At 70.6% G+C, this 25535-nt stretch carries 22 protein-coding genes and 4 pseudogenes; 16 read left to right on the forward strand and 10 right to left on the reverse strand.

The window, feature by feature from the left end; all coding sequences use genetic code 11:
* Positions 1-111: 111 nt before the first annotated feature.
* Positions 112-1029, reverse strand: coding sequence for a helix-turn-helix transcriptional regulator (locus ABD366_RS26195; RefSeq protein WP_324765882.1), 918 nt, complete (start codon positions 1027-1029; stop codon positions 112-114).
* A gap of 209 nt (positions 1030-1238) precedes the next feature.
* Between ABD366_RS26195 and ABD366_RS26200 the strand changes: the two are divergent.
* The 3 genes and pseudogenes from ABD366_RS26200 to ABD366_RS26210 all read left to right on the forward strand — a co-directional run.
* A pseudogene (locus tag ABD366_RS26200) lies at positions 1239-1505 on the forward strand (alcohol dehydrogenase catalytic domain-containing protein); the annotation flags it as partial.
* A pseudogene (locus tag ABD366_RS26205) lies at positions 1501-1650 on the forward strand (SDR family NAD(P)-dependent oxidoreductase); the annotation flags it as partial. The pseudogenes ABD366_RS26200 and ABD366_RS26205, both read left to right, overlap by 5 nt.
* 129 nt (positions 1651-1779) lie before the next feature.
* Complete coding sequence (locus ABD366_RS26210; protein WP_324765881.1) at positions 1780-2547, forward strand: glucose 1-dehydrogenase; 768 nt, start codon at positions 1780-1782, stop codon at positions 2545-2547.
* On the opposite strand, the gene ABD366_RS26215 is transcribed toward ABD366_RS26210, so the two are convergent.
* The gene (locus ABD366_RS26215; RefSeq protein ID WP_324765880.1) at positions 2532-3593 is read right to left on the reverse strand and encodes an alpha/beta hydrolase; all 1062 of its coding nucleotides are present in this window, start codon (positions 3591-3593) and stop codon (positions 2532-2534) included. The genes ABD366_RS26210 and ABD366_RS26215 overlap by 16 nt on opposite strands.
* A gap of 128 nt (positions 3594-3721) precedes the next feature.
* On the opposite strand from ABD366_RS26215, the gene ABD366_RS26220 reads away from it, so the two are divergent.
* On the forward strand, positions 3722-4351 hold the full coding sequence (locus tag ABD366_RS26220; protein WP_324765879.1) for an HAD-IA family hydrolase: 630 nt from the start codon (positions 3722-3724) through the stop codon (positions 4349-4351).
* Between the two features lie 49 nt (positions 4352-4400).
* Here the strand turns inward: ABD366_RS26220 and ABD366_RS26225 are convergent, their stop codons facing one another.
* Both ABD366_RS26225 and ABD366_RS26230 read right to left on the reverse strand, forming a co-directional pair.
* The gene (locus ABD366_RS26225; protein WP_324765878.1) at positions 4401-5372 is read right to left on the reverse strand and encodes a quinone oxidoreductase family protein; all 972 of its coding nucleotides are present in this window, start codon (positions 5370-5372) and stop codon (positions 4401-4403) included.
* 314 nt (positions 5373-5686) lie between these two features.
* On the reverse strand, positions 5687-6646 hold the full coding sequence (locus ABD366_RS26230) for a LacI family DNA-binding transcriptional regulator (protein ID WP_324765877.1): 960 nt from the start codon (positions 6644-6646) through the stop codon (positions 5687-5689).
* A gap of 401 nt (positions 6647-7047) precedes the next feature.
* Between ABD366_RS26230 and ABD366_RS26235 the strand changes: the two genes are divergently transcribed.
* Positions 7048-8409 carry an NCS2 family permease gene (locus ABD366_RS26235; RefSeq protein WP_324765876.1) on the forward strand — a complete coding sequence of 454 codons (1362 nt, stop codon included), beginning with the start codon at positions 7048-7050 and terminating at the stop codon, positions 8407-8409.
* A gap of 47 nt (positions 8410-8456) precedes the next feature.
* Positions 8457-10175 carry an adenine deaminase C-terminal domain-containing protein gene (locus ABD366_RS26240; RefSeq protein ID WP_324765875.1) on the forward strand — a complete coding sequence of 573 codons (1719 nt, stop codon included), beginning with the start codon at positions 8457-8459 and terminating at the stop codon, positions 10173-10175.
* 71 nt (positions 10176-10246) lie between these two features.
* On the opposite strand, the gene ABD366_RS26245 is transcribed toward ABD366_RS26240, so the two are convergent.
* From ABD366_RS26245 to ABD366_RS26260, 4 genes are all read right to left on the reverse strand, one after another.
* A complete protein-coding gene (locus tag ABD366_RS26245; RefSeq protein ID WP_324765874.1) occupies positions 10247-10822 on the reverse strand; it encodes a TetR/AcrR family transcriptional regulator in 576 nt (191 codons plus the stop codon).
* Positions 10823-10880: 58 nt separating this feature from the next.
* The gene (locus ABD366_RS26250) at positions 10881-11582 is read right to left on the reverse strand and encodes an SDR family oxidoreductase (RefSeq protein ID WP_324765873.1); all 702 of its coding nucleotides are present in this window, start codon (positions 11580-11582) and stop codon (positions 10881-10883) included.
* 142 nt (positions 11583-11724) lie between these two features.
* Positions 11725-12825, reverse strand: coding sequence for a sensor histidine kinase (locus ABD366_RS26255; RefSeq protein ID WP_324765872.1), 1101 nt, complete (start codon positions 12823-12825; stop codon positions 11725-11727).
* A gap of 10 nt (positions 12826-12835) precedes the next feature.
* On the reverse strand, positions 12836-13531 hold the full coding sequence (locus ABD366_RS26260; protein ID WP_324765871.1) for a response regulator transcription factor: 696 nt from the start codon (positions 13529-13531) through the stop codon (positions 12836-12838).
* 87 nt (positions 13532-13618) lie between these two features.
* Between ABD366_RS26260 and ABD366_RS26265 the strand changes: the two genes are divergently transcribed.
* The 7 genes and pseudogenes from ABD366_RS26265 (at position 13619) to ABD366_RS26295 (ending at position 19588) form a co-directional block, all read left to right on the forward strand.
* A complete protein-coding gene (locus tag ABD366_RS26265; protein ID WP_324765870.1) occupies positions 13619-14323 on the forward strand; it encodes a M15 family metallopeptidase in 705 nt (234 codons plus the stop codon).
* Positions 14324-14442: 119 nt separating this feature from the next.
* Positions 14443-15387 carry an endonuclease/exonuclease/phosphatase family protein gene (locus ABD366_RS26270; protein ID WP_411293598.1) on the forward strand — a complete coding sequence of 315 codons (945 nt, stop codon included), beginning with the start codon at positions 14443-14445 and terminating at the stop codon, positions 15385-15387.
* Positions 15388-15515: 128 nt separating this feature from the next.
* Positions 15516-16040 (forward strand): annotated as a pseudogene (locus tag ABD366_RS26275) (oxidoreductase); the annotation flags it as partial.
* 40 nt (positions 16041-16080) lie between these two features.
* Positions 16081-16455: a nuclear transport factor 2 family protein gene (locus tag ABD366_RS26280; RefSeq protein WP_324765868.1), complete on the forward strand. Its 375-nt coding sequence runs from the start codon at positions 16081-16083 to the stop codon at positions 16453-16455.
* Between the two features lie 94 nt (positions 16456-16549).
* Positions 16550-17398 (forward strand): MerR family transcriptional regulator, encoded by an 849-nt coding sequence (locus ABD366_RS26285; RefSeq protein WP_324765867.1) that lies wholly within the window; start codon positions 16550-16552, stop codon positions 17396-17398.
* Between the two features lie 186 nt (positions 17399-17584).
* Positions 17585-18799, forward strand: a complete 1215-nt coding sequence (locus ABD366_RS26290; RefSeq protein WP_324765866.1) for a beta-ketoacyl-[acyl-carrier-protein] synthase family protein — start codon at positions 17585-17587, stop codon at positions 18797-18799.
* A 123-nt stretch (positions 18800-18922) separates the two neighbouring features.
* Positions 18923-19588 carry an alpha/beta fold hydrolase gene (locus tag ABD366_RS26295; protein WP_324765865.1) on the forward strand — a complete coding sequence of 222 codons (666 nt, stop codon included), beginning with the start codon at positions 18923-18925 and terminating at the stop codon, positions 19586-19588.
* 91 nt (positions 19589-19679) lie between these two features.
* Here the strand turns inward: ABD366_RS26295 and ABD366_RS26300 are convergent, their stop codons facing one another.
* Positions 19680-20240 (reverse strand): CAP domain-containing protein, encoded by a 561-nt coding sequence (locus ABD366_RS26300; RefSeq protein ID WP_324765864.1) that lies wholly within the window; start codon positions 20238-20240, stop codon positions 19680-19682.
* A gap of 144 nt (positions 20241-20384) precedes the next feature.
* Between ABD366_RS26300 and ABD366_RS26305 the strand changes: the two genes are divergently transcribed.
* The 3 genes and pseudogenes from ABD366_RS26305 to ABD366_RS26315 form a co-directional block, all read left to right on the forward strand.
* A complete protein-coding gene (locus ABD366_RS26305; protein ID WP_411293596.1) occupies positions 20385-21083 on the forward strand; it encodes a TetR/AcrR family transcriptional regulator in 699 nt (232 codons plus the stop codon).
* Between the two features lie 178 nt (positions 21084-21261).
* Positions 21262-22815 (forward strand): MDR family MFS transporter, encoded by a 1554-nt coding sequence (locus tag ABD366_RS26310; RefSeq protein ID WP_324765862.1) that lies wholly within the window; start codon positions 21262-21264, stop codon positions 22813-22815.
* A gap of 166 nt (positions 22816-22981) precedes the next feature.
* Positions 22982-24427 (forward strand): annotated as a pseudogene (locus ABD366_RS26315) (S8 family serine peptidase); the annotation flags it as partial.
* A gap of 8 nt (positions 24428-24435) precedes the next feature.
* On the opposite strand, the gene ABD366_RS26320 reads toward ABD366_RS26315, so the two are convergent.
* Positions 24436-25380, reverse strand: a complete 945-nt coding sequence (locus ABD366_RS26320; RefSeq protein WP_324765861.1) for an SDR family oxidoreductase — start codon at positions 25378-25380, stop codon at positions 24436-24438.
* Positions 25381-25535: the final 155 nt, after the last annotated feature.

A 25535-nucleotide genomic window follows, 5' to 3' on the forward strand; every position in this document is an offset into this window, starting at 1 on the left:
GCGTCAATCGCTTTCTGTGACGGCACCCCCAACCCGCTGCCGTTCCGGCCCCTCGATGCCGTCCCGGGCGATCCGGAACTCCACTGCCCGCACGAAGTCCTCCCCGCACGTTCAACAGGGGCGGTGCTGATCGGGCGTCGTGCTCGCTTCCGTCCGGTCGGCGAGTGCGTGCGCCTCTTCGGTGGCGGTCCAGGAAGCGAGGAGGCGCAGACCCTCCTCGGACGGGGATCCGGGCTCGGCGGTGTAGATGGTGAGGGTGAGACCGGGTTCGGCCGCCATCTCCAGGCCTTCGTAGGCGAGGGTGAGGTCTCCGACGGCGTGGTGGTGGAAGCGTTTGGAACCGGTGCCGTGATGGCGGACGTTGTGGGCACCCCAGCGGGTGCGGAACGAGTCGCTGCGGGTGGAGAGTTCGCCGACGAGGTCGTGCAGCTCCTTGTCGTGCGGGTTGCGGCCCGCTTCGGTGCGCAGGATGGCGACGGCGACGTCGGCGGCCTGGTCCCAGTCGGGGTAGAAGCGGCGTGATGCCGGGTCGAGGAAGTTGAACCGGGCCAGGTTCGCCTGGTTGTACGACGTGGCATGGACATCGGCGTAGAGGGCGCGCGCCAGCTGGTTCTCGGCCAGCACATCCATCCTGCCGTTGCGCACGAACGCGGGGCCGGCGGTGATGGCATCCAGAACCCACTGCAGGCTGCGGTGCGGCGTCCATGACCGGGCGGTGCGGCGGCGAGGCCGCGTCAGCGCGTCGGAGCCGTCGGCGGCCTGCGCCAGATTCAGCAGGTGGGCGCGTTCGGCCTCGTCGAGCTGGAGGGCGCGGGCGACGGCCTCCAGGACGGACGGGGAGACGCCGGCGAGATTGCCGCGTTCCAGCTTGGAGTAGTACTCCACGCTCATGTCGGCCAGGGCGGCGACCTCACTCCTGCGCAGGCCGGGCACTCGCCGACGGCTGCCGGAGGGCAGGCCCGCCCGCTCGGGGGTGATCTTCGCGCGCCGCGAGGTGAGGAACTCGCGGACCTCTGCTGTGTTGTCCACGCCTTCGACGGTACGTCCCGCCTGCGCAGGTAGGGGTGTACTGCCGGTACACCCCTCGACGGTGTCTCGCTACGCGCCCCGGGAGCGGGTTACCTGGATGACGTGGTGCCCTCCGGCCGCGTGTCCGGGCCACGGCAGGCGGCACCCGACCACGCAACTCGGCGACAGCCCGTCCCCCCAGGCCACCTCGGTACGAAAAGGAACATCCCATACGCGGCGCAATGATCCACGCCCCTCGTGACGTTTGCTTCGAGACGCTCGACGACCCGAAGATCCTCCACCCGACCGACGCCGTCATCCGAACGGCCGTGACCTGCGTGTGCGGCTCGGACCTGTGGCCCTACCGCGGCCTGGAGCCCACGCAGGAGCCACACCCGATGGGGCACGAGTACGTCGGTTTCGTCGAGGAGGTCGGCTCCCAGGTCACCTCGGTCAAGCCGGGCCAGTTCGTCATCGGCTCGTTCGCGACCCGAGAGCGTCCACGCCGCACAGCTGATCATCCCCGGGGCGATCCGCCCCGACGCGGAGCGCTCCGGCCCCACCGCCCTGGCCGACCGACTGTACGCACTGCACAGGGAACGCCGCGGGTTCCGGCACTACGCGGAGCCCATGCCCGAGTGACGTGACGGACCACGCCATGTCCTCTGCCCCCTGGCGGACTGTGCTCCGCCGTTCCCCACCGGCGGTCCGGACTCCGCGGATCGCCATGCAGCCCACCATCCAGCCCGCTGCCGAAACAGAGATACCTTCATGAACCCCACGTACGACTTCGACCGGCAGGTCGCCTTCGTCACCGGCGCAAGCTCCGGAATGGGGCTGGCGGCCGCCCGCGCCTTCGCCGCCTCCGGTGCCGCGGTCGCCCTGGCCGACATCGACGAGACAGCCCTCGACGCCGCGGTCCGGCAGCTCGAGGACGAAGGGCACCAGGCCCTCGCTCTCGTCTGTAACGTCACCGACGAGGACCAGGTGGCCGCCGCGGTCGACCGTACGGTGGCGACCTTCGGCCGCCTCGACATGGCCTACAACAACGCCGGCATCCAGATCCCGCCCACCGACGCCGCCGAGGAATCGATCGACCAGTTCGAGCGGGTCCACTCCATCAACCTGCGCGGCATCTGGGCCGCCATGAAGCACGAACTGCGCCACATGCGGGCCCAGGGCAGCGGCGCCATCGTCAACTGCTCCTCGCTCGGCGGGCTTGTCGGCATCCCCGGCCGCGCCTCCTATCACTCGTCCAAGCACGGCGTGATCGGCCTCACCACCAGCGCCGCCCTCGAGTACGCGCCGCGCGGCATCCGCATCAACGCCGTCTGCCCCGGCACCATCGACACCCCCATGGTCAGCGACATGATCGCCAAGGGGGAACTGGACCGTGCCGAAGCCGAGGCGAACCAGCCCGTCAACCGGCTCGGCACCGCCGACGAGATCGCCCAGGCCGTTCTGTGGCTCTGCAGCCCCGGCGCCGGCTTCGTCGTCGGCGTAGCCCTCCCTGTGGACGGCGGCTACGTCGCCCAGTAGCCGCGGACCCCTGATGCCAGGGTTCGGTTCAGCAGGCGTCGCAGCCAGCCGAAGCGGGCCGCACGGGCGTCCGCGGCGAGGTCGGTATGGGGCGCCGTCTGGTCGAAGCCGTGGACCGCCCCTGCCCAGACGTGCAACTCCGCGTCGCCCCCGGCCTCCCACAGCCCGGTCGCGTACCGCACGCTCTCGTCGCGGTAGGTCTCCGCCGCGCCGACGTCGATGTAGGCGGGCGGCAGTCCGGAGAGGTCCGTCGCTCTGGCGGCCGCGGCGTAGGGGGACACATGTGTGCCCCTAAGCGCTTCGCCGAGCACGGACGTCCACCCCAGATCGTTGGCGTGGCGGTCCCACACGCCGAGGCCTGTCATCTGACGGGCGGAGGGGCTGTCGTTGCGGTCGTCGAGCATCGGGCACATGGCCAACTGGCCGATGAGGCGGGGTCCTTGACGGTCGCGGGCCAGCAGCGCGAGCGCGGCGGTGAGGCCCCCGCCGGCGCTGCCGCCCGCGATGACGATGCGCTCCGCGTCCCCGCCGAAGGAGGCCGAGCGCTGGGCAACCCACACAGGTCCGGCGTAACAGTCCTCGATCGCCGCAGGGTGGACGTGTTCCGGCGCCAGTCGGTAGTCCACGGCGACGACGACGCATCCGAGCGGCTCGGCCCACTCCCGCAGTACCGGGGCCAGCCCCGTGCGGCTCGTGCCGGCCATCATGCCGCCGCCGTGCATGTGGTAGATCACCGGGGCCCCTTCGCCGACTCCGGAGGGGCGGGCGATGACCAGGGGCACCTGCGGCGCTCCGGCCGGCCCGGGCACCAGGCGTTCCTGGACGTCGAACCGGCCGCCGTCGCGCAGCTCGTCCAGGGTGGGGTCCGCCTCCGCGACCTGTGCGCGCCATTGCGGGATCTGCGCCGCCGTAGCCGGTGCGTTCTCGTGCGGAGGGCCCATCCGCTCCAGCAGGTCCACCAGCTCCGGAGCGAAGGGTACGGGCGGAGAGCCGTGCCGCTCCTCGCGCACCTGTCCGCCTCGCGGTCGGTTGTTCCCGTTGCTCATCTGGCTACTATCACATGTGAGTCGAATGCCGGTCAGGGCGGTGACGTGTGGAGGTGGTGTCATGCAACGCCTCACTGGGGTAGGCCCTCGTCACACGTATGGTGAAGTGGCCCTCTACAGTCGTCCTCATGACTGAACGCACGGGGCTCGTCCTCGACTTCGGCGGCGTGCTCACCACGCCGCTCCCCCCCGCGGTACTCGCCTTCGAAAAGCGCGAGGGACTGCCCGAGGGGGCACTGATCACCGCGTTGTACTTGAACGAGGACGCCACGCGGCGCACCCGGCAGCTCGAGCGCGGCGAGATCACTCAGGCCGAGTGGAACAGCGAGGCCGCCCGGAGCCTGGGCCTCGCGTCCGACAACCTCATGGGCCGTATCTTCGCCGACCTGCGCCCGCAGGCGGCGTTGATCGCCGCGGCCGCCGCCGCTCGTCGCGCCGGGGTCAAGGTCGGCATTCTCTCGAACTCCGTCGGTCTGGACCCCTGGAACCTCTACGACGGATACGACCTCGAGACGCTGTACGACGCGGTGGTGATCTCGGAACAGCACGGCATGCGCAAACCTGAACCGGGGATCTTCCAGCTCATGCTCAGCAAGCTGGGCCTGCCCGCTGAGCAGTGCGTGTTCGTCGACGACACGGAACAGTATCTGCCGCCCGCCGCTGAGCTGGGCTTCGCGACCGTCCACGCGGCCGAGCCCCGCGAGACGGTGGCGGCGCTGGAGAAGCTGCTGGGTGTGCGGTTGACCGAGAAGGGCTGACGGCGAGCCGTCGGCCCCGCTGGTCCTGCCGCGTATGACGCAGGCCGATTCAGAGGCTGGTGTCGAAGAGCAACTTGCCCGTGGTTCCGCGCGACTGGATGTCGATATGTGCCTGCGTGGCGTCGGCGAGGGCGTAGCGCCGGGTGATGTCGATCTTCAGTTCACCGTTGCGGATCATGTCGAACAGGTCCGCCGAGTGCTTCTTCAGCAGCTCCGGGGTGTGGATGTGGTCCGAGAATACGGCGTAGGTGACCTTGATGCTCTTGGGAAGGTCGGTCATCCTCACGGTGGGAACGTCCCCCATCAGCGGACCGTAGTAGACCAGCGTGCCGGACCGGCGCAGAACATCGATGGAGGACCGGAAGGTGGTGGCCCCGCCCCCGTCGAAGACGGCATGGACGCCCTCATCGTTCGTGAGGGCGTTGACGTGCCCCACGAAGTCACCGTCGCGGGAGACCAGGACGTGGTCGGCGCCGGCCTCCTTCGCGACCGGCACCTTCTCCTCCCTGGACACCAGCCCGATCACGGTGACGCCCCGCAGTTTCAGCAGCTGGATCAGGAAGCGCCCGACACCTCCGGCAGCGGCATGCACCAGGGCGACCTGCCCGCGGGCGAGGGGCGCCGACTCATTGACGAAGTGGTGCGCCGTGAGCCCTTGCATCATGGTCGCGGCAGCCACGTCGCCGGGGATGTCGTCCGGAATCGGTACGACCCGATCGGCCGGGACGGCGATCTTCTCGGCATAGCTGCCGTAGTTGAACACCCACGCGACCCGGTCGCCCACCGCGTACGTGTCGACGCCGACCCCGACGGCACTGACGCGGCCGGACGCTTCCACACCGAGGATGAAGGGCATGCGTCCGTCGCCGGTGCCCAGGGAGCGGGTCTTCGTGTCCATGAAGTTGATGCCGGCGAACTCGATGTCCACGAGCAACTCGCCCGGCGCGGCCTGCGGTTCGGGCCACTGCTGCAACTGCATCGCTTCGGGTCCACCGAGGTTCTCCACCACTACGGCACGCATGACTACTGCCTTCTGTTCGTGTTTCCCGCACGTCACATGTGAGGTGCGGCGCTGATGAGGTGTCCTGTCCGGGCGACCGGGATCGGCCGGGGAGGCCGGGTGGCCGGGATCTGACGGGGCCGGCCTGTGGTCACACGTGTGAGTGACCGACCGGTATGTTTCCGCGCTGCCTTCTGTCTTGCTCGCTGCCACGAACGTAGGACGCATTTTTTGGACCGGCAAGTCCGGAGTCGGCGTAGTCCGTTGCTTTCGGGCCGGATTGCAGGGCAGGTGACGCAGATCACCGGCAACGGCGTGCACTTGAAGGCTGAGTTCTACAGGGAGCGCGGCGGCGCCGTCGAAGCCCTCAGTACGGGCGCCGCCGGCAAGCGTGACGTGACGGTGCGGCGGTGGCCGGTGATGAGTTCGTGGAGACGGGTGACAGCGAGCGTTCCCACCGCCTGCAACGGCACGTCGAGCGCCGTGACCGGCGGAGTCGTCGCGCTGAGCGTGCTCAGGTCGTCGGCCGCCGCCAGACTGATGTCCTCGGGGACCCGCCGCCCGGCCACGCCGAGCCCGTGCAGCAGCCCGAGCGCAAGGTAGCTGTTGTACGCGAGGGCGGCCGTGGCGGCGTCGGGCAGAGCAGCCGAGGCCTCGATACCGGCGTCGAAGGTGGGCGGCAGCGGACCGAGGACGTGGATACGGGCACCCGCGTCCGACGCCCGCGCGGTGAGCATGGCACGACGCTGCTCGTCCGCCCAGGAGCCGGCGGGTCCGGAGACGTAGGCGATGTCGCGGTGGCCAAGGGCCAGAAGGTGGTCGAGCAGTTCGGCCAGGCCCGCCACCGTGTCGGCCACGACCGCGGGGAGCCGGCCCACCTGACGGTCGACGAGCACGAGCGGGCGGCGCCGGCCCCGCTCCCGCAACGCCGCGTCCGAGCCCACCGGCGTCACCATGATCAACCCGTCGGCCTGCTCGGAAAGCCGGTCCGCGAGAGCGGCCTCGCGCTCGGCGTCGTACTCGGACACGGCTATGAGCAGATGGCTCTCGGTGTCCTCCGCCGCCTGCTGCGCCCCGATGACCAGCGGCGCGAAGAAGGGGTTCGAGAGCGTCGGCACGATGAGGCCCATGAGGCCGGTGCGGCCGGTGGTCAGGGCGCGGGCCGCCGCGTTGGGCTGGAAGCCGAGCCGCTCCGCCGCCTCCTGCACGCGCTGCCGCGTGGCCTCCGCGACCATGTCGGGACGCTGCAAGGCGCGCGAGGCGGTGGCTTTCGACACCCCCGCCTCACGCGCCACGTCCAATAGCGTCGCCACTGCTGTCCCCTGCCTGCTCTGTCCCGCCGGACGCGTCCGGGTACCCCGGCGTCCCGTACTCGGCTGCCGGCCGTCGGCTCCCGTGTCCGGTGCTACGAGGACCGGTCCCGGCCCCGGACCCCGGACCGTAGCCCCGAACGCCGAACGCCGAACGCCGAACGCCGAACGCCGAACGCCGAACCTCGGTCCCCGGACCTTGAACCCCAGACCCTGTTCTCTTTCGCTTTATCCCGTGTCATGATACCTGCAACCGGTCTCTGCAACCGGTTGCAGAGACCGGTTGCAGAGACCGTACCCAGTCGGTGGCCCGGACGCCGGCGCCCCTCCCGCGCCGATGTCGTCGCGGACCGACCTGCCCGCCCCTCATCCCCGCCGAGGTTTCCATGTCCACCACCGCTCCGCCGACCGGCGAGCAGACCGGCGCCGCCCCCGCGCCCGCCTCCCTCGTCGAGAGACTCTTCCGGGTCCGTGGCCGCGGCAGCAGCCACCGCACCGAGCTCGTCGCCGGCGCCTCGATGTTCATGGCCGCCGCCTACGCCGTCGTCGTGGTCCCCGGCCAGCTGGCGGGCGCCGGGGTGCCGCACGGCGCCGCCACGACCGCCGTCATCATCGCCATCGCGCTCGCGACCCTGGCCATGGGCCTCGTCGCCAACCTTCCGTTCGTCGTCGCTCCCGGCCTCGGCGGCGTCGCCCTGGTGGCGTTCACCATCGTCGGCCAGGACCACGTCCCGTGGGACACGGCCCTGGGCATGGTGTTCTGGTCCGGCGTCGCCTTCCTGCTGCTCACGTTGTTCGGCATCCGCGATCTCGTCACCCGCCTGATGCCGATGAACCTGAAGTACGCCATCAGCGGCGGCCTCGGCCTCTACATCGCGCTCATCGGATTCCGCGACGCCGACCTGGTCGTGGGCAACGCCGACAAGGCCGCTCTCGCCGTCGGCGACCTGTCCGAGCCCGCTGGACTGCTCGCCCTGGGCGGTCTGTTGCTGCTCACCGCGCTGGCCTCGCGCAAGGTGCCCGGCGCTTTCCTCATCACCATCGCGGCGGTCACCGTCGTAGGCATTCCGCTGGGTGTGACGGACGTCCCCGACAGCCTGTTCTCCGCCCCGGACTCGCCCGGCCCGCTGCTCTTCAACATCGACATCCTCGGCGCGCTCAAGCCGGAGTACTTCCCGTACATCTTCGCGTTCTTCGTGTCCGAGTTCTTCTCCATGACCGGTACGTTGCTGGCGGTCTCGGGACGGGCCGGGCTGCTCGACAAGGACGGCAACATCCCCGGCTCCCGCCGCCCCTTCCTCGTGGACTCGGTCTCCGTGATGGGTGGTTCGGCCGTCGGTGCTCCGTCGATGACGGCCTACCTGGAGTCGTCGGCCGCCGCGGACGCGGGCGGCAAGACCGGCCTCGCGTCCGTCTGGGCCGCCTGCGGCTTCGGGCTGCTGCTCCTCGTCACCCCGTTCGCCACGCTGATCCCGTCGGCCGCCACCGCCCCGGTGCTGATCTACATCGGCCTGAACATGCTCGGCGCCCTGAAGAACGTCGACTTCAAGGACCCGACCAACGCCATTCCGGCGGCCCTGACCGTGGCGACCACCCTCTTCTTCGGCAACTTCGGCACCGGTATCGCGACCGGTCTTGCGGCCCACGTCCTGGTCAAGACCGTCAGTGGCCGCATCCGTGAGGTGGCCTGGCCGCTGTGGATCGTCATGATCCCGCTGGGCTACTACTTCTACACGCTCGTCCCGTGACGGCCCCCGCCCCGCCGCCGACACCCCTCCCGAAGGAGCACGACCCCATGAGTGACCAGCACGACCTCCGGATCCGCGGCGGGCGCGTGGTGTCCACCTTCACCGGCGAGGAGTTCGCCGCGGACGTCCTGGTACGGGACGACCTGATCAGCGCGGTGCTGCCCCCGGGCACCCCGGCCGACGCCCGCGAGGAGATCGACGCGACCGGCATGCTGGTCGTCCCCGGTTTCGTGGACGCCCACATGCACATCGAGAGCGCGTTCCTGACGCCGCAGGAGTTCGCCGCGGTCACGCTGGCCCGCGGTACGACGACCGTGCTCGCCGATCCGCACGAGATCGTGAACGTGGCCGGGCGGGACGCCATGCGCTGGATGATCGACGCCGGACAGGAGACGGCACAGACCCAGCTGTGGGGGGTGCCGTCGTGCGTGCCCGCGCTGGAGGGCCTGGAAGAGGCGGGCGCCGCGCTGTCCGCCGACGACATCGCGGAGATGCTGCGCTGGCCCGGAGTGATCGCGCTCGGTGAGGTCATGGACTACCGGGCGGTGGTGGCCGGCGACCGGCGGATGCACGACATCACCGCCGTGGCCCGGGCACAGGCCGCCATCCTCGACGGACACTGCCCGAACCTCAGCGGCGCGGAACTGAGCGCGTATCTCGCCACCGGTGTGGACTCCGACCACACCAAGAACCGTACCGAGGTGGTCCTGGAGAAGGCCCGCCTCGGCATGACGATGATGCTGCAGGAGAAGTGCCTCACCGAGGAGGTGGCCGAAGCACTGCTGGCGCTGCCCCAGCTGCCGCCGCTGTGCCTGGTCACCGACGACCTCGCGGCCGACCACATCGTCGACAAGGGCCACCTGGACCACATCGCACGGGTGGCCGTGGCCGCCGGCTTCCCGCCCCATGTCGTCCTCAAGGCGCTGACGTGGACGCCGGCCCAGCGCCTGCGGCTGCACGACCGCGGCGTCGTCTCCCCGGGCAAGCGTGCCGACCTGGTGCTGCTGCGCGGTGAACTCGCCGCGTTCGACCCGGCGTTGGTGCTCGTCGGCGGCCGGGTCGCGGGGAGGAACGGCGCGCCCGTGCGGCCGGGCACGGTCGACGACGCCTCGGCCCTCGTACCCCTCGACAGCCGGGTGGACGTCGAGCCCCAGGACGCGGAGGTGTTCCGCTGGCGCGTGGACCTGCCGGACGGTGTGCACACGTTCCGGGCCATGCGGGTCAACCAGCGAGACACCTACACCGAAGCGGACGGGATCGAACTCCCCGTGCAGGGTGGCGAGGTGCAGTGGGAAGGCCGCACCACGCTCGTCCGCGTCCGCAACCGCTACGGACGCTCCGGTACCGTCTTCGCCCCCGTGCTGGGCCGCGAACTGGCCGACGGCGCCGTCGCCTCCACGTACGCGCACGACAGCCACAACCTCCTGACCATCGGCACGTCCCGCGCGGCGATGGCCACCGCCGCCGCGACCGTCGTCGCCGACGGGGGAGGGGTTGCCGTCGTCCGGGGCTCCGCGGGCGAGACGGTCGCGGCTCGCATGCCGCTGCCCGTCGGCGGGGTGCTGTCCGCCCGCCCGGCCCGTGATGTCGCCGAACAGGCGGCCGCGGTGCGCGCCGCTCTGGAGAACTGGGGCTGGCTGCACCTCAACCCGTTCATGAGCGTGTCGACCCTGACCCTCGCCGTCTCACCGGCGCTCAAAATCACCGACAAGTCCCTGGTGGACGTCGTACGACGCGAACCGGTGGGGGCGACAGCGGCACACTGAACGGCGCAAGCCGCTGTCCGTCACTCCACATCGGCCGCAACTTCCTACCGGCCGCAACTTCCTACCGGCCGCTACTTCATACCGGATGCGTCGAGGAGGGCCGTGGCCGCTGACGTGGTCAGGCCTTCCAGCGTCTCCGCCCTCGCGCCCGCCCGGGCGCTGGCGCCGTCGAAGACCAGGGCGAGCTGACGGGCGAGGAGTTCGGGATCGCGGGCGCCGCCGCGCTCGGCCTCCACTCGGAAGGCCTCGATCAGCGCGCTCTTGGCGCGCAGGGCGACGACGCTCGCCGGGTGTTCGGGGTCCTTGAGTTCGACCAGGGCCGACAGGAACGGACACCCGTGGTAGCCGTCCTCCGTCGACACCTGCTCCAGCTGCTCGAACACGTACAGGATGCGCTCCCGGGGCGGCCGTGCGTTCTCCGGGCCGAGGCCGAGCCGTCGCCCGTACTCGGGTGCCCGCCGCTCCAGACTCTTCGCGAGCACCTCGTCCTTGCTGTCGAAGAGCTGGTACATCGAGCGCTTGGACACCCCGGCGGCCCGGCACAGCGCCTCGACGCCGATGGAGACTCCGTCGCGGTAGAAGAGTTCCATCGCCGCGTCGAGCAGCCGGTCCCTCGTGGATGCCTTGTCCGTGCTGGTGGTGGCCATGGGGCGAGATTACCTCCGTCGGACGGCGACCCGAAACCGATCGGTATACGCCGGTCGTTCAGGCGGTCAGCTGCGGGTACAGGACCGAGAGGTCGGCCGAGAGACCGGACTTGACCTGGCGGGTCAGGTCGTCGGCGAGCACTTCGAAGTCCCCGTTCTCGATGCCGTCCAGTGCCTGGGCCGCCACGTCCACGGGCGAGGACTTGGGTGCGTCGATCGCCGCGGTCATGTCCGTGTCGACGTATCCGACGTGGAGACCGGTGACGCTGATCCCGCGCGGGGCGAGGTCGAGCCGCAGGGAGTTGGTCTGGGACCACAGCGCGGCCTTCGAAGCGCTGTAGGAGCCCGCCAGACCGACCCACGACAGGACGGAGTGCACGTTCAGGATGTGCCCGCCGCCGGCGCGTTCGATGACGGGGACGAAGGCCCGTGCGGTGAGCAGCGGCCCGTAGAAGTTGGTCTCGAAGTCCGCGCGTACGTCGTCGATCGGCGAGTCCAGGAAGTTGGTGTGGTGGGCCACGCCCGCGTTGTTGATCAGGATGGACACGTCCCCGGCCAGTCGCGCGGCCGCCTCGACGGACGCGGGGTCGGTGACCTCGAGGGCCAGGGGCACCGCTCGGGGATCCGTGATCGTCCGCGGGTCGCGAGCGGTGGCGTACACCTTCTTCGCTCCTCGCTGGAAGAGGCCGTCCACCAGAGCCTTGCCGATGCCCCTGCCGCCACCGGTCACCAGGACGACTGCACCGTCGATTGCGGTCATGACACTCTCCATCCTCAGCGGTGGAAACCGATCGGTTTCCCTTCAGGTGGAAGAGAGTAAACCGATCGGTTTCGCGACGCAAGCCCCAAGGTCGCGCCTGCCGCACAGGCCGTGCAGGCCGAGCTCCTTGGTCTCGGCGTGGTCAAGGCGGACGTGGGCCAGGGCGCCGACCGGAGCTGGTCCCATCGACCGGAAGGGCAGCCGCGGGCAGTTCCACGGTCATGCGCAGGCCGCCCGAGGAGCGCGGCGTGAGGGTGAGCGTTCCGTCGTGGGCGTGGGCGATGGTCTTGACGATGGCGAGGCCGAGGCCGGCTCCCGCGTGATCGGTGTGGACGCGTTCGGTGCCGCGCTGGAAGGGCTCGCTGAGCGTCGACACCAGCCCGGGAGCGAGCATCTCGCCGGTGTTCTCGACCGTCAGCACGACGGTCGCGGCGTGGACGCCGGTGCTGACCCACACGGTGCCCTGCCCGGGCAGATTGTGGACGATCGCGTTGTGCACGAAGTTCATGGCCAGCTGGCGCAGGAGCGCCGGCGACCCGTTCGTGATGCTGATGCCACCGTGGATCTCGATGGTGACTCCGTGCTTCTCCGCCAGGGGCAGCAGCGTCTCGACGGCCTCCTCCGCGACGAGCGACAGGTCGACGGGCTCTCGGGAGAAGGACCGCTGCTCGGCCCGGCTGAGCAGCAGGAGCGCCTCGGTCAGGCCGATCGCCCGGGTGTTGACGGCGTGGAGGCGCTCGAAGATCTCGTCGGCGTCGCGGTCCGGATCGGTGCGGGCCACATCCAGGAGCGTCTTCGAGATCGCCAGCGGCGTACGCAGCTCATGGGAGGCGTTGGCCGCGAACCTGCGCTGCTCGGCGACGTGTGCCTCCAGCCGGGCGAGCATCGTGTCGAATGCGTCGGCGAGTTCGCGGAACTCGTCCTTGTGGCCCGGCAGCCGGACGCGATGGGAGAGCGATCCGGTGGTGGCCAGGCGGGTGGCGTCCGTGATGCGGGTCAGCGGGGCGAGCATCCGGCCCGCGAGGAACCACCCTCCGACGAGACCGAACAGCAGCAGGAAGGCCAGCACGACGGCCGCCATCGGGGCGAAGGCGCGCAGGACGGCGAGGCGGTACTCGGGCATGATGATGAGCCCGGGGTGCGGTACGCGCATCAGGAACACCCACGCCGCCGCGAGCAGCAGGACCCCGGCCAGCATGAGGAAAGCCGCGTAGCTGAGGGTGAGTTTCAGCCGCGCGCTCATCCCGGGCGGCCTATCCACGCCCCACCTCCGCGGCACCCGCCCGGGGCCGGGTGTCGATGCGGTAGCCGACCCCCGGCACAGTGGCGATGATCCAGGGTTCGCCGAGCCGCTTGCGCAGCGCCGAGACCGTGATGCGCACCGCGTTGGTGAACGGGTCGGCGTTCGCGTCCCACGCCCGCTCCAGCAGCTCCTCGGCACTGACGACACCGCCCTCGGCGGCGACGAGCACCTCGAGGACGGCGAACTGCTTTCTGGTCAGCGCGACGAAGCGGCCGTCCCGGAAGACCTCCCTGCGGAACGGGTCGACCCGCAGCCCCACGAGCTCGCGCACGGGCGGGCGGCTGTGCGCGCGTCTGCGGTCGAGTGCCCTGAGCCGCAGGGCGAGTTCGCGCAGTTCGAAGGGTTTCGTCAGGTAGTCGTCCGCGCCGAGTTCGAACCCGGAGGCTTTGTCGTCGAGCCGGTCGGCGGCGGTCAGCATGAGGATCGGCATACCGCTGCCGGAAGCGACGAGGCGCCGTGCGATCTCGTCACCGGACGGTCCGGGCACGTCACGGTCGAGGACGGCGATGTCGTACGTGTTCACGCTCAGCAGTTCCAGGGCGGTATCACCGTCCCCCGCGATGTCGGCCGCGATCGCCTCCAGGCGGAGGCCGTCGCGGATGGCCTCCGCCATGTAGGGCTCGTCCTCGACGATCAGCACACGCATGCACACGAGGCTACGAGCCGCCGCGTATCGCCGGCATATCGAAAACCGCATACGTGCCGGCAACACCGGCTCTCCTTGACTGGCGGCATGCATCGGACACTGCCCTCAGCCCGCACACCGAGCCGTTGGACCTGGCGGTTCCTCGTCGTCACCGCGCTGCTCGCCGCCATCGCCGCCATCGCCGCCATCGCCGCGGTCGCCGCGATCACCGCAGGCCTCGGCCGGCAGACGAGGTCCGCGTCCAACTCGGCCGACCCGCCTCCAGCGGCCGCACCGTCGTCACAACCCTCCTCGGCCGCCTCGCCCCATGCCTCGCACGGCGGGCGTGGGGGCGCGCCCGACGCGGCCGACGGCGTCGTCCCCGACGGTGTGACCGTCTTCGACGACACCGTCCCGGCCGTCGCCCGACTCGATCCGGACCTGCTCGAGGCGGTGCGCCGGGCGGCGACGGCGGCCAGGGGCGACGGCACCGTTTTCTACGTCAACAGCGGCTGGCGTTCCCCCGACTACCAGAACCAGCTCTTGCGCGAGGCCGTCGCCAAGTACGGCTCGGAGGACGAGGCCGCCCGTTGGGTGGCCACAGCGGTCGCGTCCCCGCACGTGTCCGGTGACGCGGTCGACCTCGGACGCTCCGACGCGACGGCATGGCTGTCCGAGCACGGCGCCGCGTACGGGCTGTGCCAGATCTACCGGAACGAACCGTGGCACTACGAACTGCGCACCGACGCGAGCGACGACGGCTGCCCGGCGAAGTACGCAGACCCCACCGAGGACCCGAGGATGCGGCAGTGACCAGCACCGAACTCACCAGTGAACCCGGCAGCGAACCCAGTAGCGAACAGGCCGACACCGGGCGAGGCGGCTGGGCGCTCCGCGGCGTCTCCCGCCCGGGACCGTGGAAACGCGGCCGGATCGTCGCGGCGCTGTCCCTGCTCCTCGCCCTGTTCCTGCTGCTGCACGCGCACGTCCCGAACAGCGTCGGGAACCTCGGCAGCCTCGTGGACACCTTCCTGCCGTGGTGGGGTCTGTTCGTCCCCGCGCTGCTGGCGGCAGCGCTGTGGCGGCGCTCCGCCTGCGCGGTGGCCGCGCTGCTGCTGCCCGCTCTGGTGTGGCTGAACCTCTTCGGCGGTCTCCTCGGCGACAAGTCCCATGCGGGCGGCGACCTCACCGTCGTCAGCCACAACGTCGGCGCCGACAACCCCGACCCGGTCGGCACCGCCCGCGACCTGGCGGCCTCGGGCGCCGACGTACTGGCCCTGGAGGAGATCACCGCGCGGGCCAGGGGCACGTACGAGAAGGCACTGGCGACGGCGTACCCGCACCACACCGTGCGGGGCACGGTCGGGCTGTGGAGCAAACTGCCGCTGTCGGACACCGAGCCGGTCGGCATCGCGATGGACTACGGGCCGCTGGCGGCCACGAAGCCGGACGGTGCCGAGGCGGCCGACGGCCGGGCACTGCGCACCACGGTCGCCACGGACCGGGGGCCGCTGGCGGTGTACGTGGCCCACTTCGCCTCCACGCGCGTGACTCCCCGGGACGGCTTCGCGACGGACCAGCGGGACCGCGGGGCGCGGGCACTCGGCGAAGCCGTCGCCGCCGAGCGGATCGAACGGGTGCTGCTGCTGGGCGACTTGAACGGCAGCACGGACGATCGCGCCTTCGCCGACCTCACCGCGCGCCTGAAGTCGACCCAGGACGTGGCCGGTGACGGCTTCGGCTTCAGCTGGCCGGCCGCGTTCCCGGTGGTGCGGATCGACCAGATCCTCGTCCGGGGCGTGGAGCCGACCAGCTCGTGGGTACTGCCCGCGACCGACAGCGACCACCGGCCGGTCGCAGCCGGGATCAAATGGTGAAGTCCCTGAGGCGGGACCCCCGACCGGAGGCAGCCCGCACACCCGCACCGGCATGCCGACCGGGTTTGAGTCTCTCCCCGGGAGAGGGTCCAGGGTCGGGCTCATGAACAGCAACGATCTCGACGGACGGCTCCCGGGCCCCGGGCGGCGGGTACCGGGCTCTCGACGACGCGCTGTGGGACGAGGAGTTGGCACTCAACCTGTTCCCGGCAGTGCGCCTGGACCGCGCCCTCGTCCCGGGCATGGCGGCGCGGGGGTCGGGGGCCGTGGTCCACGTGACCTCGATCCAGCGCCGGATGCCGCTGCACGACTCGACACTCGCCTATGCCGCGGCCAAGAGCGCCCTGGCCACCTACAGCAAGGGTCTCGCGAACGAGGTCGCGCCGGCCGGGGTCCGGGTCAACTCGGTCGCCCCCGGCTTCATCCGCACCGAGGGCGCCGAACACCTCCTCGCGCGCCGGATGAGCGAGCACGGCATCAGCCGGACAGCCGCGCTCGACGACCTGATGCGGGTGCTGGGCGGCATCCCACTGGGCAGACCCGCCGAGCCCGAAGAGGTCGCCGAGGTCATCGCCTTCCTGGCGTCCGACCGGGCGAGCGCGGTCACCGGCACGGAACACGTCGTCGACGGCGGCACCGTCCGCACCCTCTGACACGTATTTCGCACCCTCTGACACACATACGGAGCAGACCATGCAGGACCCCCGACCTCCGCAGGACACCCGACCTCCGCAGGACACCCAACAGCCGCAGGACATCCAGGGCTTCGCCGCCGCGTACGTCGGCGCGTCCGTCGCCGACGACAGCGAGCGCTACTTCGCGCTCTTCGCCGACGATGTCGTCGTGCACGACGACGGCCGGACCCACCGGGGGATCGAGGCCGTGCGCCGCTGGCGCGCCGAGGTCCCTCCCGTGCGCTACAGCGTTCAGGAGGTCACCGGCACCGCCACCGCCTGCGCGGCCGTCGCCGAGATCGCCGGCGACTTCCCCGGCAGCCCCGTCACCCTTCGCTTCACCTTCGAGCGTGACACGGCAGGGAAGATCACCTTGTTGGACATCCGCCCGTGAGACGACACCGGCCGGGCCGGTCGGGACGGGACGGGACCGCACCGGGCCCGATCGGACCGGCCCGCGGGCCCGTGCGCACCTGAAGGAGAACATCGTGGCCGAGCGACAGCGCCTGACGATCGGGGAGTTCTCCCGCATCACACACCTGAGCGTCCGCACCCTGCGCCGCTACCACGAGCAGGACCTCCTCATCCCCGCCGAGGTCGACCCGTTCACCGGCTACCGCTACTACGCGCCCGCTCAGATCCGGCCGGCCCTGACCATCCGGAGGTTCCGCGAACTCGACCTCCCCCTGCCGGACCTGCGCCGCTTCCTCGAAGCGGAGTCCAGCGGCGACACCACGGCCGGGCAGGACGCGGCCGATCCCGGCGCGGCGCAACAGATCGTCGCCGCTCACCTGCGCCGCCTGGAGGACCGGCTCGGCCGCACCCAGCGCGCGGTCCGGACGCTACGCGAACTTCTCGACCCGGTGGCCGAGCGGGCGGTGGAGATGGAGGTGCTGCCCCCGCAGAGCGTCCTCTCCGTATCCTTGGACATCCCGCCCGGCAGCGATCTGAGCTGGTACGACACCGCGATGCGGGATCTGGACGCGGCAGCCGACGCTCGTCCGGTCCTTCCGCCCGGCGGCCGTTACGCACACGAACTGTTCACCGAGGGCCACGGCCGCGCCACTGTCTATCTCCCGGCCGAACCGCCCCTGCGTTCAGGAGCCCCGCTCGCCGTACGGGAACTCGACCTGCCCCGGCGCCGGGCCGCCGTCGCCACCCACCGCGGCCCGCACGACGACCTCGACGTCACCTACGCCGCCGTCGGCTCGTTCGTCGCCCGGAACGGTCTGCACTCCGCCGACCTCGTCGAGGAGGTCTACCTCGTAGGCCCGCGTGACACCGACCGGCCCGATCACTGGCGCACCCTCGTCGCGTGGCTGCTCACCTCCGACTAGCGGGACACCGAGAGGGCATCGCCCTCAACCGACAACTCGTCGAGCCGAGTGCGAACCTTTGTCGGTATGTCACAAGCTCACGCCCGCGGAACGGTCACCTTCACTCCTGGCATCCCTCTTCTGCGCTGACATGATTGCCATGAGGCAATTCAGCGCTATGTAACATCCATACAAAGGGAGGCTCGTGTGACCCGTAATGGTGGCGTGTCGGTGACGGGCGTCGGTGCGATGACACCGCTGGGATCCGACGCCGCGTCGTCCTGGGCAGGGCTGCTGGACGGCAAGTCGGGAGTGCGGTTCCTGGAGGAGGACTGGGCGGCGGACCTGCCCGTGCATGTTGCGGCCGGGCTCACGGTCGACCCGGCCTCCCTGCTGCCGAGGGCCGAGGCCAGAAAGCTGGACCGAGGGGAGCAGGTCGCCCTTCTCGGCGCGCGCGAGGCGTGGCGGGACGCCGGTGCCCCGCAGGTGGAGCCCGAACGGCTCGCCGTGGTCATCGGTACGGGAACCGGCGGCGTCCTCACCACACTCGGACAGGACGACATCTTCGAGCGGGCCGGGATTCGCCGGCTGTCGCCGTTCGCGGTGCCGATGTTGATGCCCAACGGGCCTGCTGCCTGGGTGAGCATGGACCTGGGCGCGAAGGCGGGTGCCAGGTCTCCGGTGAGCGCCTGCGCGTCCGGAGCCGAAGCCCTCGCCCTGGGGCAGGACCTCATTCGCAGTGGGCGCGCGGACGTGGTCGTCGCGGGCGGGGTGGAGGCGTGCCTGCATCCCTTCACCCTGGCGGCGTTCGCTCAGATGAAGGCCCTGTCGACGCGATCCGTGGACCCGCAGAGCGTGTCCCGTCCGTTCGACGTCGACAGGTCCGGGTTCGTGATGGGGGAGGGCGCGGCCATGATGGTGCTCGAACGCGCCGAGTTCGCGCGGGCCCGCGGAGCACGCGTCTATGGCGCGCTGGCCGGAAATGCCGTCAGTTCGAGCGCGAACCACATCACGGCCTCCGACGCCGAAGGCCAGATGTTCGCCATGGAACTGGCGCTGCGCGACGCCGACTTGGCGCCGGCGGACATCGGGGTCGTGCACGCCCACGCGACCTCCACGGAGTCCGGTGACCTGGCGGAGGCCGAAGCGATCGGCCGAGTGATCGGCAGCCACACCGCGGTGACCGCGACGAAGTCGATGACAGGTCACATGGTGGGCGCGTCCGGAGCCGTGGGTGCCATGGTCGCTCTGCTGGCCCTGAGGGACGGCACGGTGCCGGCCACGCTCAACCTCGACGAACTCGACCCGCGCGTGGAACTGGACGTGGTGCGCGGTGAGCGACGCACGGGCCGGTGGTCCGCCGCACTGGCCAACTCGTTCGGCTTCGGCGGCCACAACGTCAGTCTCGTCCTCACCAAATGACATGCCGATCGTTGGGCGAAGCAGCGATAAGAACGCCTGTTCTTACGCTTCGCCTTCTCCCCTCAGCGGCCCGCTCTCGCCGAGGCCGAACCCGAACAGACCCACGAACTCTGGCACCGCCTGATGCACGACGAACTCGGCTTCGAGCGCTACGCGGCACACGGTGGAGACCTGGGCGCGGGCATCACCTCACGGCTGGCCGAGGCGCACCCCGAGGCGGTCACCGGCATCCACCTGCTCGCGCTGGCCGCTCCGGCCGCGTACGACCCGGCCGGACTCACCCCCGACGAGGAGGCACACCTCGCCGCGGTCGCGAACTGGCAGGCGGAGGAAGGCGGTTACCAGCACCAGCAGAACACCCGCCCTCTCACTTTCGCTCCCGCACTCACCGACTCGCCCGCCGGTCTGCTGGGCTGGATCGTGGAGAAGTACCGCGCGTGGAGCGACTGCGGGGGAGACCTGTCGGCACGCTTCAGCGACGACTATCTGCTCACCCAGGCGTCCCTCTACTGGTTCACCGGCACGGTCTCCACCTCGTTCCGGCCCTACTACGAGTACGCCCAGGGCCTGACGCGGCGCGTGGAGCGCGTGGACGTGCCCACAGCGGTCGCCCTCTTCCCCGCCGACCTGAGCCGCCCGCCACGGAGTTGGGCCGAGCGCACGTACACGATCACGCGCTACACCCACATGCCCCGCGGCGGCCACTTCGCCGCTCACGAGGAACCCGGCCTGCTGGCCCAGGACATCACCGAGTTCTTCCGCGACCACCGCGCGGCGACGGTTCGGTGAGGGAGGGAGCGCACCGACCCGCGCATACGGACCTCGCCCCGCCGTCACCGCGCCGGACCGGTCGCCCGAACCCGGCGCGGCCGTCTCGCGCTTACCGCTTCGCGGCCAGGTCCAGGGTCCACCAGGGGCCGCCGGACCCGTCTGCCATACCGACACCCGCATGGGTGAAGCGGCACGTCAGGATGAGGTCGCGGTGCGAGGGACTGTCCATCCACAACGTGACGACAGCGCTCGCGGTATCGGCACCGTCGGCGATGGCCTCGCCCGCGTAGGCGGGCCGGTAACCGGCGGCGCGCATGCGCTGCAGTGGATCGCTCCCGTCCGAGCCGGTGTGCTCCAGGCGTCCGCTGCGGGCCATGTCGGCGCTGTGTGCCCGAGCGGCCCGGTTGAGCGAGGACCGCAATCGAACCGGACGGCACCCCGCCTCGGCACGACGCTCGTTGACGTCGGCGACGACATCGGCCGCCATGCCGCCGGCGCGGTCGGTGTCGGCGTGGCGCCGGCCGTCGGCCGCGGCGGTCCACCGAGGCACCTGGTGCGTCGGTGCCCCGGGCACGGGAGGCGGTCCGGCCCAGGCTGTCTGGGTGCCGGGCAGCAAGGCCGTGAGCAGCGTGCACGCCGCGAGGAACGTGGACCGGAGCGGTGAGGTCATGCTTTTCCCACTTTCTTTCTCTCTTTCCCCGCGCTGCATCTCAGCCTGGGGGAATTTCAGGCCCGCGCAACTTCGCCGTCCCGCTCGCACGCCCCGCCGACCTCCGCGCCTGCCGAGATTGCAGATCCTGCATTTTTGCGTAGTATGCAAAGTGTGGATGAGAAGGTTGCCCCTGAGGACAGTTGGCGCGAGCGCAAGAAGCAGGCCACGCGCGCCGCACTCGTAGAAGCGGCCGTACGACTGGCCGCGGAGCACGGGGTGGAGAACGTGACCGTCGACGCGATCAGTGAGACGGCCGGTGTGTCCCCGCGGACCTTCTTCAACTACTTCGACTCCCGCGACGAGGTCTTCGTGATGGTCGGCGCGGAGTCGAGCGCCCGGGTCCGGCGCGCCGTGCTCGACGCGCCGCACGAACACACGGCGCTCGAAGCATTGCGTGACGCCATGGCACTGGAGCTGTCGGAGATCGAGCAACAGCAGGAGCTGTGGCAGCTGCATGCCGACGTACTGCGCCGCTCGCCCGATCTCCTCTCGCGCAGCATCGGTGCCCACATGGCCGACGAGATCGTTCTGGCCGAAGTGATCGCCGCACGGATCGGGGCCGGCTCACCGCTGTTCTCCGGCGACCGCCGGACGGGCTCGGAGGCCGAGGCCGAGCGGCGCCGACGGGCACTGGGGCTCTATCCCCGCCTGGTGGCCGCAGTCGGCGTCACGGCCTGCCGCGTCGCCGTCGAGCACTGGTGCGTACGGCAGGACGAGACCACGTTCACCGAGGTGTTCCGTGAGGCGTTCGAGCACCTGGCCGCCGGTCTGCCCGAACCGCCTGCCACCCCCCGTCGGTGAGGACCGGTCGAACCGGCCCGACCGACCACGACGTTCCCCCCTTCGCCCCCGGCGCGCGGCTGCCGCGCCCCGTCGGGCGAGTCCCGCACGCGCGGACGTGTTCCACGATCGCCGTCAGAAATGCGAAAGAGACGAAGTGACTGCAACAGCGGTGCCTGAAGAGGCGCCACCGACCACCATGACAAACCGGCAGATACTCCAGGCCATGTCCGGGCTGATGGCGGGCATGTTCGTCGCCATCCTGGCCGGGACCGTGGTCGCCAACGCGCTGCCCAGGATCATCGCCGACCTCGGCGCCAGCCAGTCCTCCTACACCTGGGTCGTCACGGCCGAACTCCTTGCCATGACGGCGACCGTGCCGCTGTGGGGCAAGCTCTCCGACCTCTACAACCAGAAGCTGCTGCTCCAGCTGTCGCTGGGCATGTTCGTCGTCGGCTCGCTGCTCGCCGGTTTCTCCCACGACGTCAATCTGCTCATCTTCAGCCGCGTCGCCCAGGGCATCGGCGCAGGCGGACTCACGGCCCTGGCGCAGGTCGTCATGGCCGCCATCATCCCGCCCCGCCGCCTTGGCAAGTACGCGGGCATCTTCGGCGCAGTGTTCGCCGTCGGCACCGTCGCGGGACCGCTGATCGGTGGCGTCATGGTCGACACCTCCTGGCTGGGCTGGCGCTGGTGCTTCTTCATCGGCGTACCGTTCGCGCTCCTCGCCATCGTGCTGCTGCAGCTCACCCTGAAGCTGCCCACCGTCCGCCGCGAGGCGAAGATCGACTTCCTGGGTGCCTTCCTCATCGTCGCCGGTGTGTGCGCACTGCTGATCTGGGTCTCCCTTGCCGGTAACCAGTTCGACTGGGCGTCCTGGCAGACCGCCGCCCTGACCGGCGGGGGAGTGCTGCTGCTGGTCGCCGCGATCTTCGTCGAAGCACGTGTGCCCGAGCCGATCATCCCGCTCGGCATCTTCCGCAACCGCACCGTGTCGCTGACCACCCTCGCCAGCCTGCTGGTCGGTGTGGCCATGTTCGGCGGCACCGTGTTCCTCTCGCAGTACTTCCAGGTGGCCCTGGGCAAGTCCCCCACGATCGCGGGGCTGATGAGCCTGCCCATGATCCTGGGCCTGCTCGTCTCCTCCACGGTCGCCGGGCAGATCATCAGCGCCACCGGCCGCTGGAAGGTGTACCTCGTCGCCGGCGCCATCGCCATGGCCGTGGGCCTCGCCCTGCTGTCCACCATCGACGCAGACACCCACTTCGGCCTGCTCAGCGCCTACATGGCGATCCTCGGCATCGGCGTCGGCATGCTGATGCAGAACCTCGTCCTGGCCGCGCAGAACGATGTCCCGGCATCCGAACTCGGCGCCGCCACCTCCGTGTTGTCGTTCTTCCGCAGCATGGGCGGCACCATCGGCACCAGCGTCCTCGGCGCGATCCTCGCCAACCGGGTCGCCACCGAGATGACCAAGGGCCTGGCCGATTCCGGGATCTCCGCGGGCGCCACTCAGGGCGGCGGCCACAGCGTCCCGGACATGACCACGTTGCCGGCCCCGATGCGGGAGATCGTGGAGCACGCCTACGGTGTCGCCACCGGCGACCTCTTCCTCGTGGCCACGCCGTTCGCGCTGCTTGCCCTGATCGCCGTGGTGTTCATCAAGGAGAAGCCGCTGAAGGACACCAGCGGCATGGAGCGACTCGCCGAGGAGGCCGACTCGGCCGCCTCACCTGCGGCTCCGGTCGGCTGATCACGCTCAACCCGAGGGGCGGTGCGGCGATCGCACCGCCCCTCGTCTGTGCAGGGCGGCCCGCGCGCCGCCCTGCGTCCTGGTCGCTCGCGCGGATCCAGTAATTCCTCAGTAACGGCGGAAACCTACGGTCGGGCAGTCGCACTTTCCCCCGAGGAGTTCCCCGATGCCCCTGCCCCGACCGCCACGGCGCAGATCAACCCCCCGGGTGGCAGCCGTCTTCACCGCGGCCACCCTGATCGCCGGCCCCATACCCGCTCTCGCCGCACCGACGGCGCACGGTGGGGATACGGCCAAGGTCGACGCCCAGCTCGCCGGCGCCCTCTCCCACGGCGGCGTCGCGTCCTTCTTCGTCGTCCTCCAGGACCAGGCCGATCTGTCCGGCGCCAAGAAGCAGAAGACCCACGCCGCCAGAGCGAGAGCCGCTTTCAAGGAGCTGCGCGCGACGGCCGAGGACACGCAGTCCTCGCTCACTTCGTTCCTGGACAAGAAGAAGGTCGGCCACCAGGACTACCGGATCGCCCACACCGTCCAGGTCACCGGCGACCATAAGCTGGTGAACGAGCTCGCGAAGCGCCCGGACGTGGCGTCGATCGTCAAGGAACAGCACTACAAGCTCGACGACACCGAGACGGCCTACAGCAAGGTCACCACGGCGCGCACGGGATCGTCCGCCACCGGGGACTCCACCCCGGAGTAGGGCGTCTTCGACATCAACGCCGACGACGTATGGAACCAGTACGCCGACCGCGGCGAGGGCATCGTCATCGCCAACGTCGACTCCGGCGTGCAGTACGACCACCCCGACCTCGTCGCCCAGTACCGCGGGAACAACGGGGACGGCAGCTTCGGGCGGCGGCGACACGACGTTCTACCAGGACATCGTCGAGGCCTGGAACTCGGCGGGCATCTTCGAGGCGTTCGCGGCGGGCAACGACGGTGACGGGAAGACCTGCTCCACCGCGCACGCCCCCGGCTCGCAGGCGCCTTCCTACGGTGTCGGCGCGTACGACGCCGCCGGTGCCATCGCCTCGTTCTCCGGCTTCGGCCCCTCGCTGGTCGACGGCTCCATGAAGCCGAACATCTCGGCGCCGGGCGTCGACGTCCGCTCCACCCGGCCCGGTTCGGCCTACAACACCGAGTCGGGCACCTCGATGGCGACCCCGCACGTCGCCGGCGCGGTCGCGCTGCTGTGGTCGGCGACATCGACGCGACCCGCGAACTCCTCGACGAGGGCGCCCACGACGTCGACGACACCCCGGACGGCACGTACCGCCTGCCGCTGCCAGCCGGTACCTACTCCTTCACGTTCAGCGGCTACGGCTACGGCTACGCGAACGGCTCGGCCACCGGCGTCACCCTCACCGCCCAGCAGGCGTTCAGCCAGGACGCCGCGCTGACGGCGGTCGCCTCCCACGCGGTCTCCGGCACCGTCCTCGACGTCACCGGCAAGGCTCTGGCGGGCGCAAAGGTCGAGCTGAACGGCGCACCGCTGGACGCCGTCACCACCGACGCCCGGGGCCGCTACTCCTTCGCCGAGGTCGCCGAAGGCGCCTACAACCTGACGGTGAAGCCGGCTGCTCCCGTCCTGTTCGACGGCGTCTTCAACGGCGGACGAGGTCAGCTGTCCGGGAACGTCACCTTCGTCAGTTCCTCGGAGGCGGCCCAGATGCGCTGGGCGTCCTCGGCGCCGCCAAGGCGGGAGTAGAGCCTCTGCTCGGCGGGCGGACCACCGAGGTGACCGGGGCCGCTCGGTCCGTAGAGTCGGGCACCGCGGGCATCGGTACCTGTCGCGGCGTAGAGGGCCGGGAGCTTGGCGCTCTCGACCGTCCCGAGAAGGATGCCGCGGGCGGACAGGGTGCGGATCAGCCGTACTCCCAAGGTGTCCCGGTCGCGGCCGATCTCGGGGCGCGCGGCGAGCAGGCTCGTGGGGGCGACTCCGGGATGGGCCAGATTGCTCGTGATGCCCCAGCCGCCGGCCCGGCTGCGGCGGTCGAGTTCGAGGCCGAAGAGACCGAACGCGATCTTCGACTGGCTGTAGGCGCGGCCGCCGTTGTAGGAGCGTTCCCAGTTCAGGTCCTGCCAGTTGATGCCGTTCTGGTTGGCCGCGACGCTGATCTGCGAGGTCACCCGGGCCTGGCCGGCCCGCAGCAGCGGCAGGAGGTGGGCCACCAGGGCGAAGTGGCCGAGATGGTTGGTCCCGAACTGCAGCTCGAACCCGTCGGCCGTCGTCTGCCGCTCCGGCGGAGTCATCACGCCGGCGTTGTTGACAAGGATGTGGACCGGGAGCCCTTCCTCGCGCAGGGTCTCGCCGAGGGCGGCGACGGAGTCGAGCGACGACAGGTCGAGAGAGTGGAGCGCGATCTTCGCGTGGGGTGCCGCCTGCCGGATCCGGGCGACGGCCGCCTCGCCCTTGCGCGGATTGCGCACGGGCAGCAGCACCTCCGCCCCGGCCGCGGCCAGCCGTGTGGCGAGTCCCAGGCCGATGCCGTCGCTGGCTCCGGTGACGACGGCGCGCTTGCCGCAGAGGTCGGGGACGGTGATGTCGGTGGGTTTGCGCGGCATGTGTTCGCTCCTGGTGGCTGGGCTGTTGTCTCTACGGTCGTGGATGACGGCGGCGGTATTCAGGGCCTGCCGATCCGCGGACAGAGCAACTGCCGGGAAGGGGGGATCGGCAAGCCGTGGATACGAAGTCGCGCCGGAGGTAGACATGAGCGAGC

The sequence above is a fragment of the Streptomyces kunmingensis genome (assembly GCF_039533535.1).
Lineage (GTDB): Bacteria > Actinomycetota > Actinomycetes > Streptomycetales > Streptomycetaceae > Streptomyces > Streptomyces kunmingensis.

Excerpts from the sequence above, each read along its gene's own strand:
- ABD366_RS26225 (WP_324765878.1), bottom strand. The coding sequence starts at position 5,372 with ATGCGTGCCGTAGTGGTGGAGAACCTCGGTGGACCCGAAGCGATGCAG.
- ABD366_RS26210 (WP_324765881.1), top strand. The coding sequence starts at position 1,780 with ATGAACCCCACGTACGACTTCGACCGGCAGGTCGCCTTCGTCACCGGC.
- ABD366_RS26235 (WP_324765876.1), top strand. The coding sequence starts at position 7,048 with ATGTCCACCACCGCTCCGCCGACCGGCGAGCAGACCGGCGCCGCCCCC.
- ABD366_RS26255 (WP_324765872.1), bottom strand. The coding sequence starts at position 12,825 with ATGAGCGCGCGGCTGAAACTCACCCTCAGCTACGCGGCTTTCCTCATG.
- ABD366_RS26245 (WP_324765874.1), bottom strand. The coding sequence starts at position 10,822 with ATGGCCACCACCAGCACGGACAAGGCATCCACGAGGGACCGGCTGCTC.
- ABD366_RS26295 (WP_324765865.1), top strand. The coding sequence starts at position 18,923 with ATGCACGACGAACTCGGCTTCGAGCGCTACGCGGCACACGGTGGAGAC.
- ABD366_RS26305 (WP_411293596.1), top strand. The coding sequence starts at position 20,385 with ATGCAAAGTGTGGATGAGAAGGTTGCCCCTGAGGACAGTTGGCGCGAG.
- ABD366_RS26220 (WP_324765879.1), top strand. The coding sequence starts at position 3,722 with ATGACTGAACGCACGGGGCTCGTCCTCGACTTCGGCGGCGTGCTCACC.
- ABD366_RS26215 (WP_324765880.1), bottom strand. The coding sequence starts at position 3,593 with ATGAGCAACGGGAACAACCGACCGCGAGGCGGACAGGTGCGCGAGGAG.
- ABD366_RS26260 (WP_324765871.1), bottom strand. The coding sequence starts at position 13,531 with ATGCGTGTGCTGATCGTCGAGGACGAGCCCTACATGGCGGAGGCCATC.
- ABD366_RS26320 (WP_324765861.1), bottom strand. The coding sequence starts at position 25,380 with ATGCCGCGCAAACCCACCGACATCACCGTCCCCGACCTCTGCGGCAAG.
- ABD366_RS26250 (WP_324765873.1), bottom strand. The coding sequence starts at position 11,582 with ATGACCGCAATCGACGGTGCAGTCGTCCTGGTGACCGGTGGCGGCAGG.
- ABD366_RS26280 (WP_324765868.1), top strand. The coding sequence starts at position 16,081 with ATGCAGGACCCCCGACCTCCGCAGGACACCCGACCTCCGCAGGACACC.
- ABD366_RS26265 (WP_324765870.1), top strand. The coding sequence starts at position 13,619 with ATGCATCGGACACTGCCCTCAGCCCGCACACCGAGCCGTTGGACCTGG.
- ABD366_RS26240 (WP_324765875.1), top strand. The coding sequence starts at position 8,457 with ATGAGTGACCAGCACGACCTCCGGATCCGCGGCGGGCGCGTGGTGTCC.
- ABD366_RS26300 (WP_324765864.1), bottom strand. The coding sequence starts at position 20,240 with ATGACCTCACCGCTCCGGTCCACGTTCCTCGCGGCGTGCACGCTGCTC.
- ABD366_RS26310 (WP_324765862.1), top strand. The coding sequence starts at position 21,262 with ATGACAAACCGGCAGATACTCCAGGCCATGTCCGGGCTGATGGCGGGC.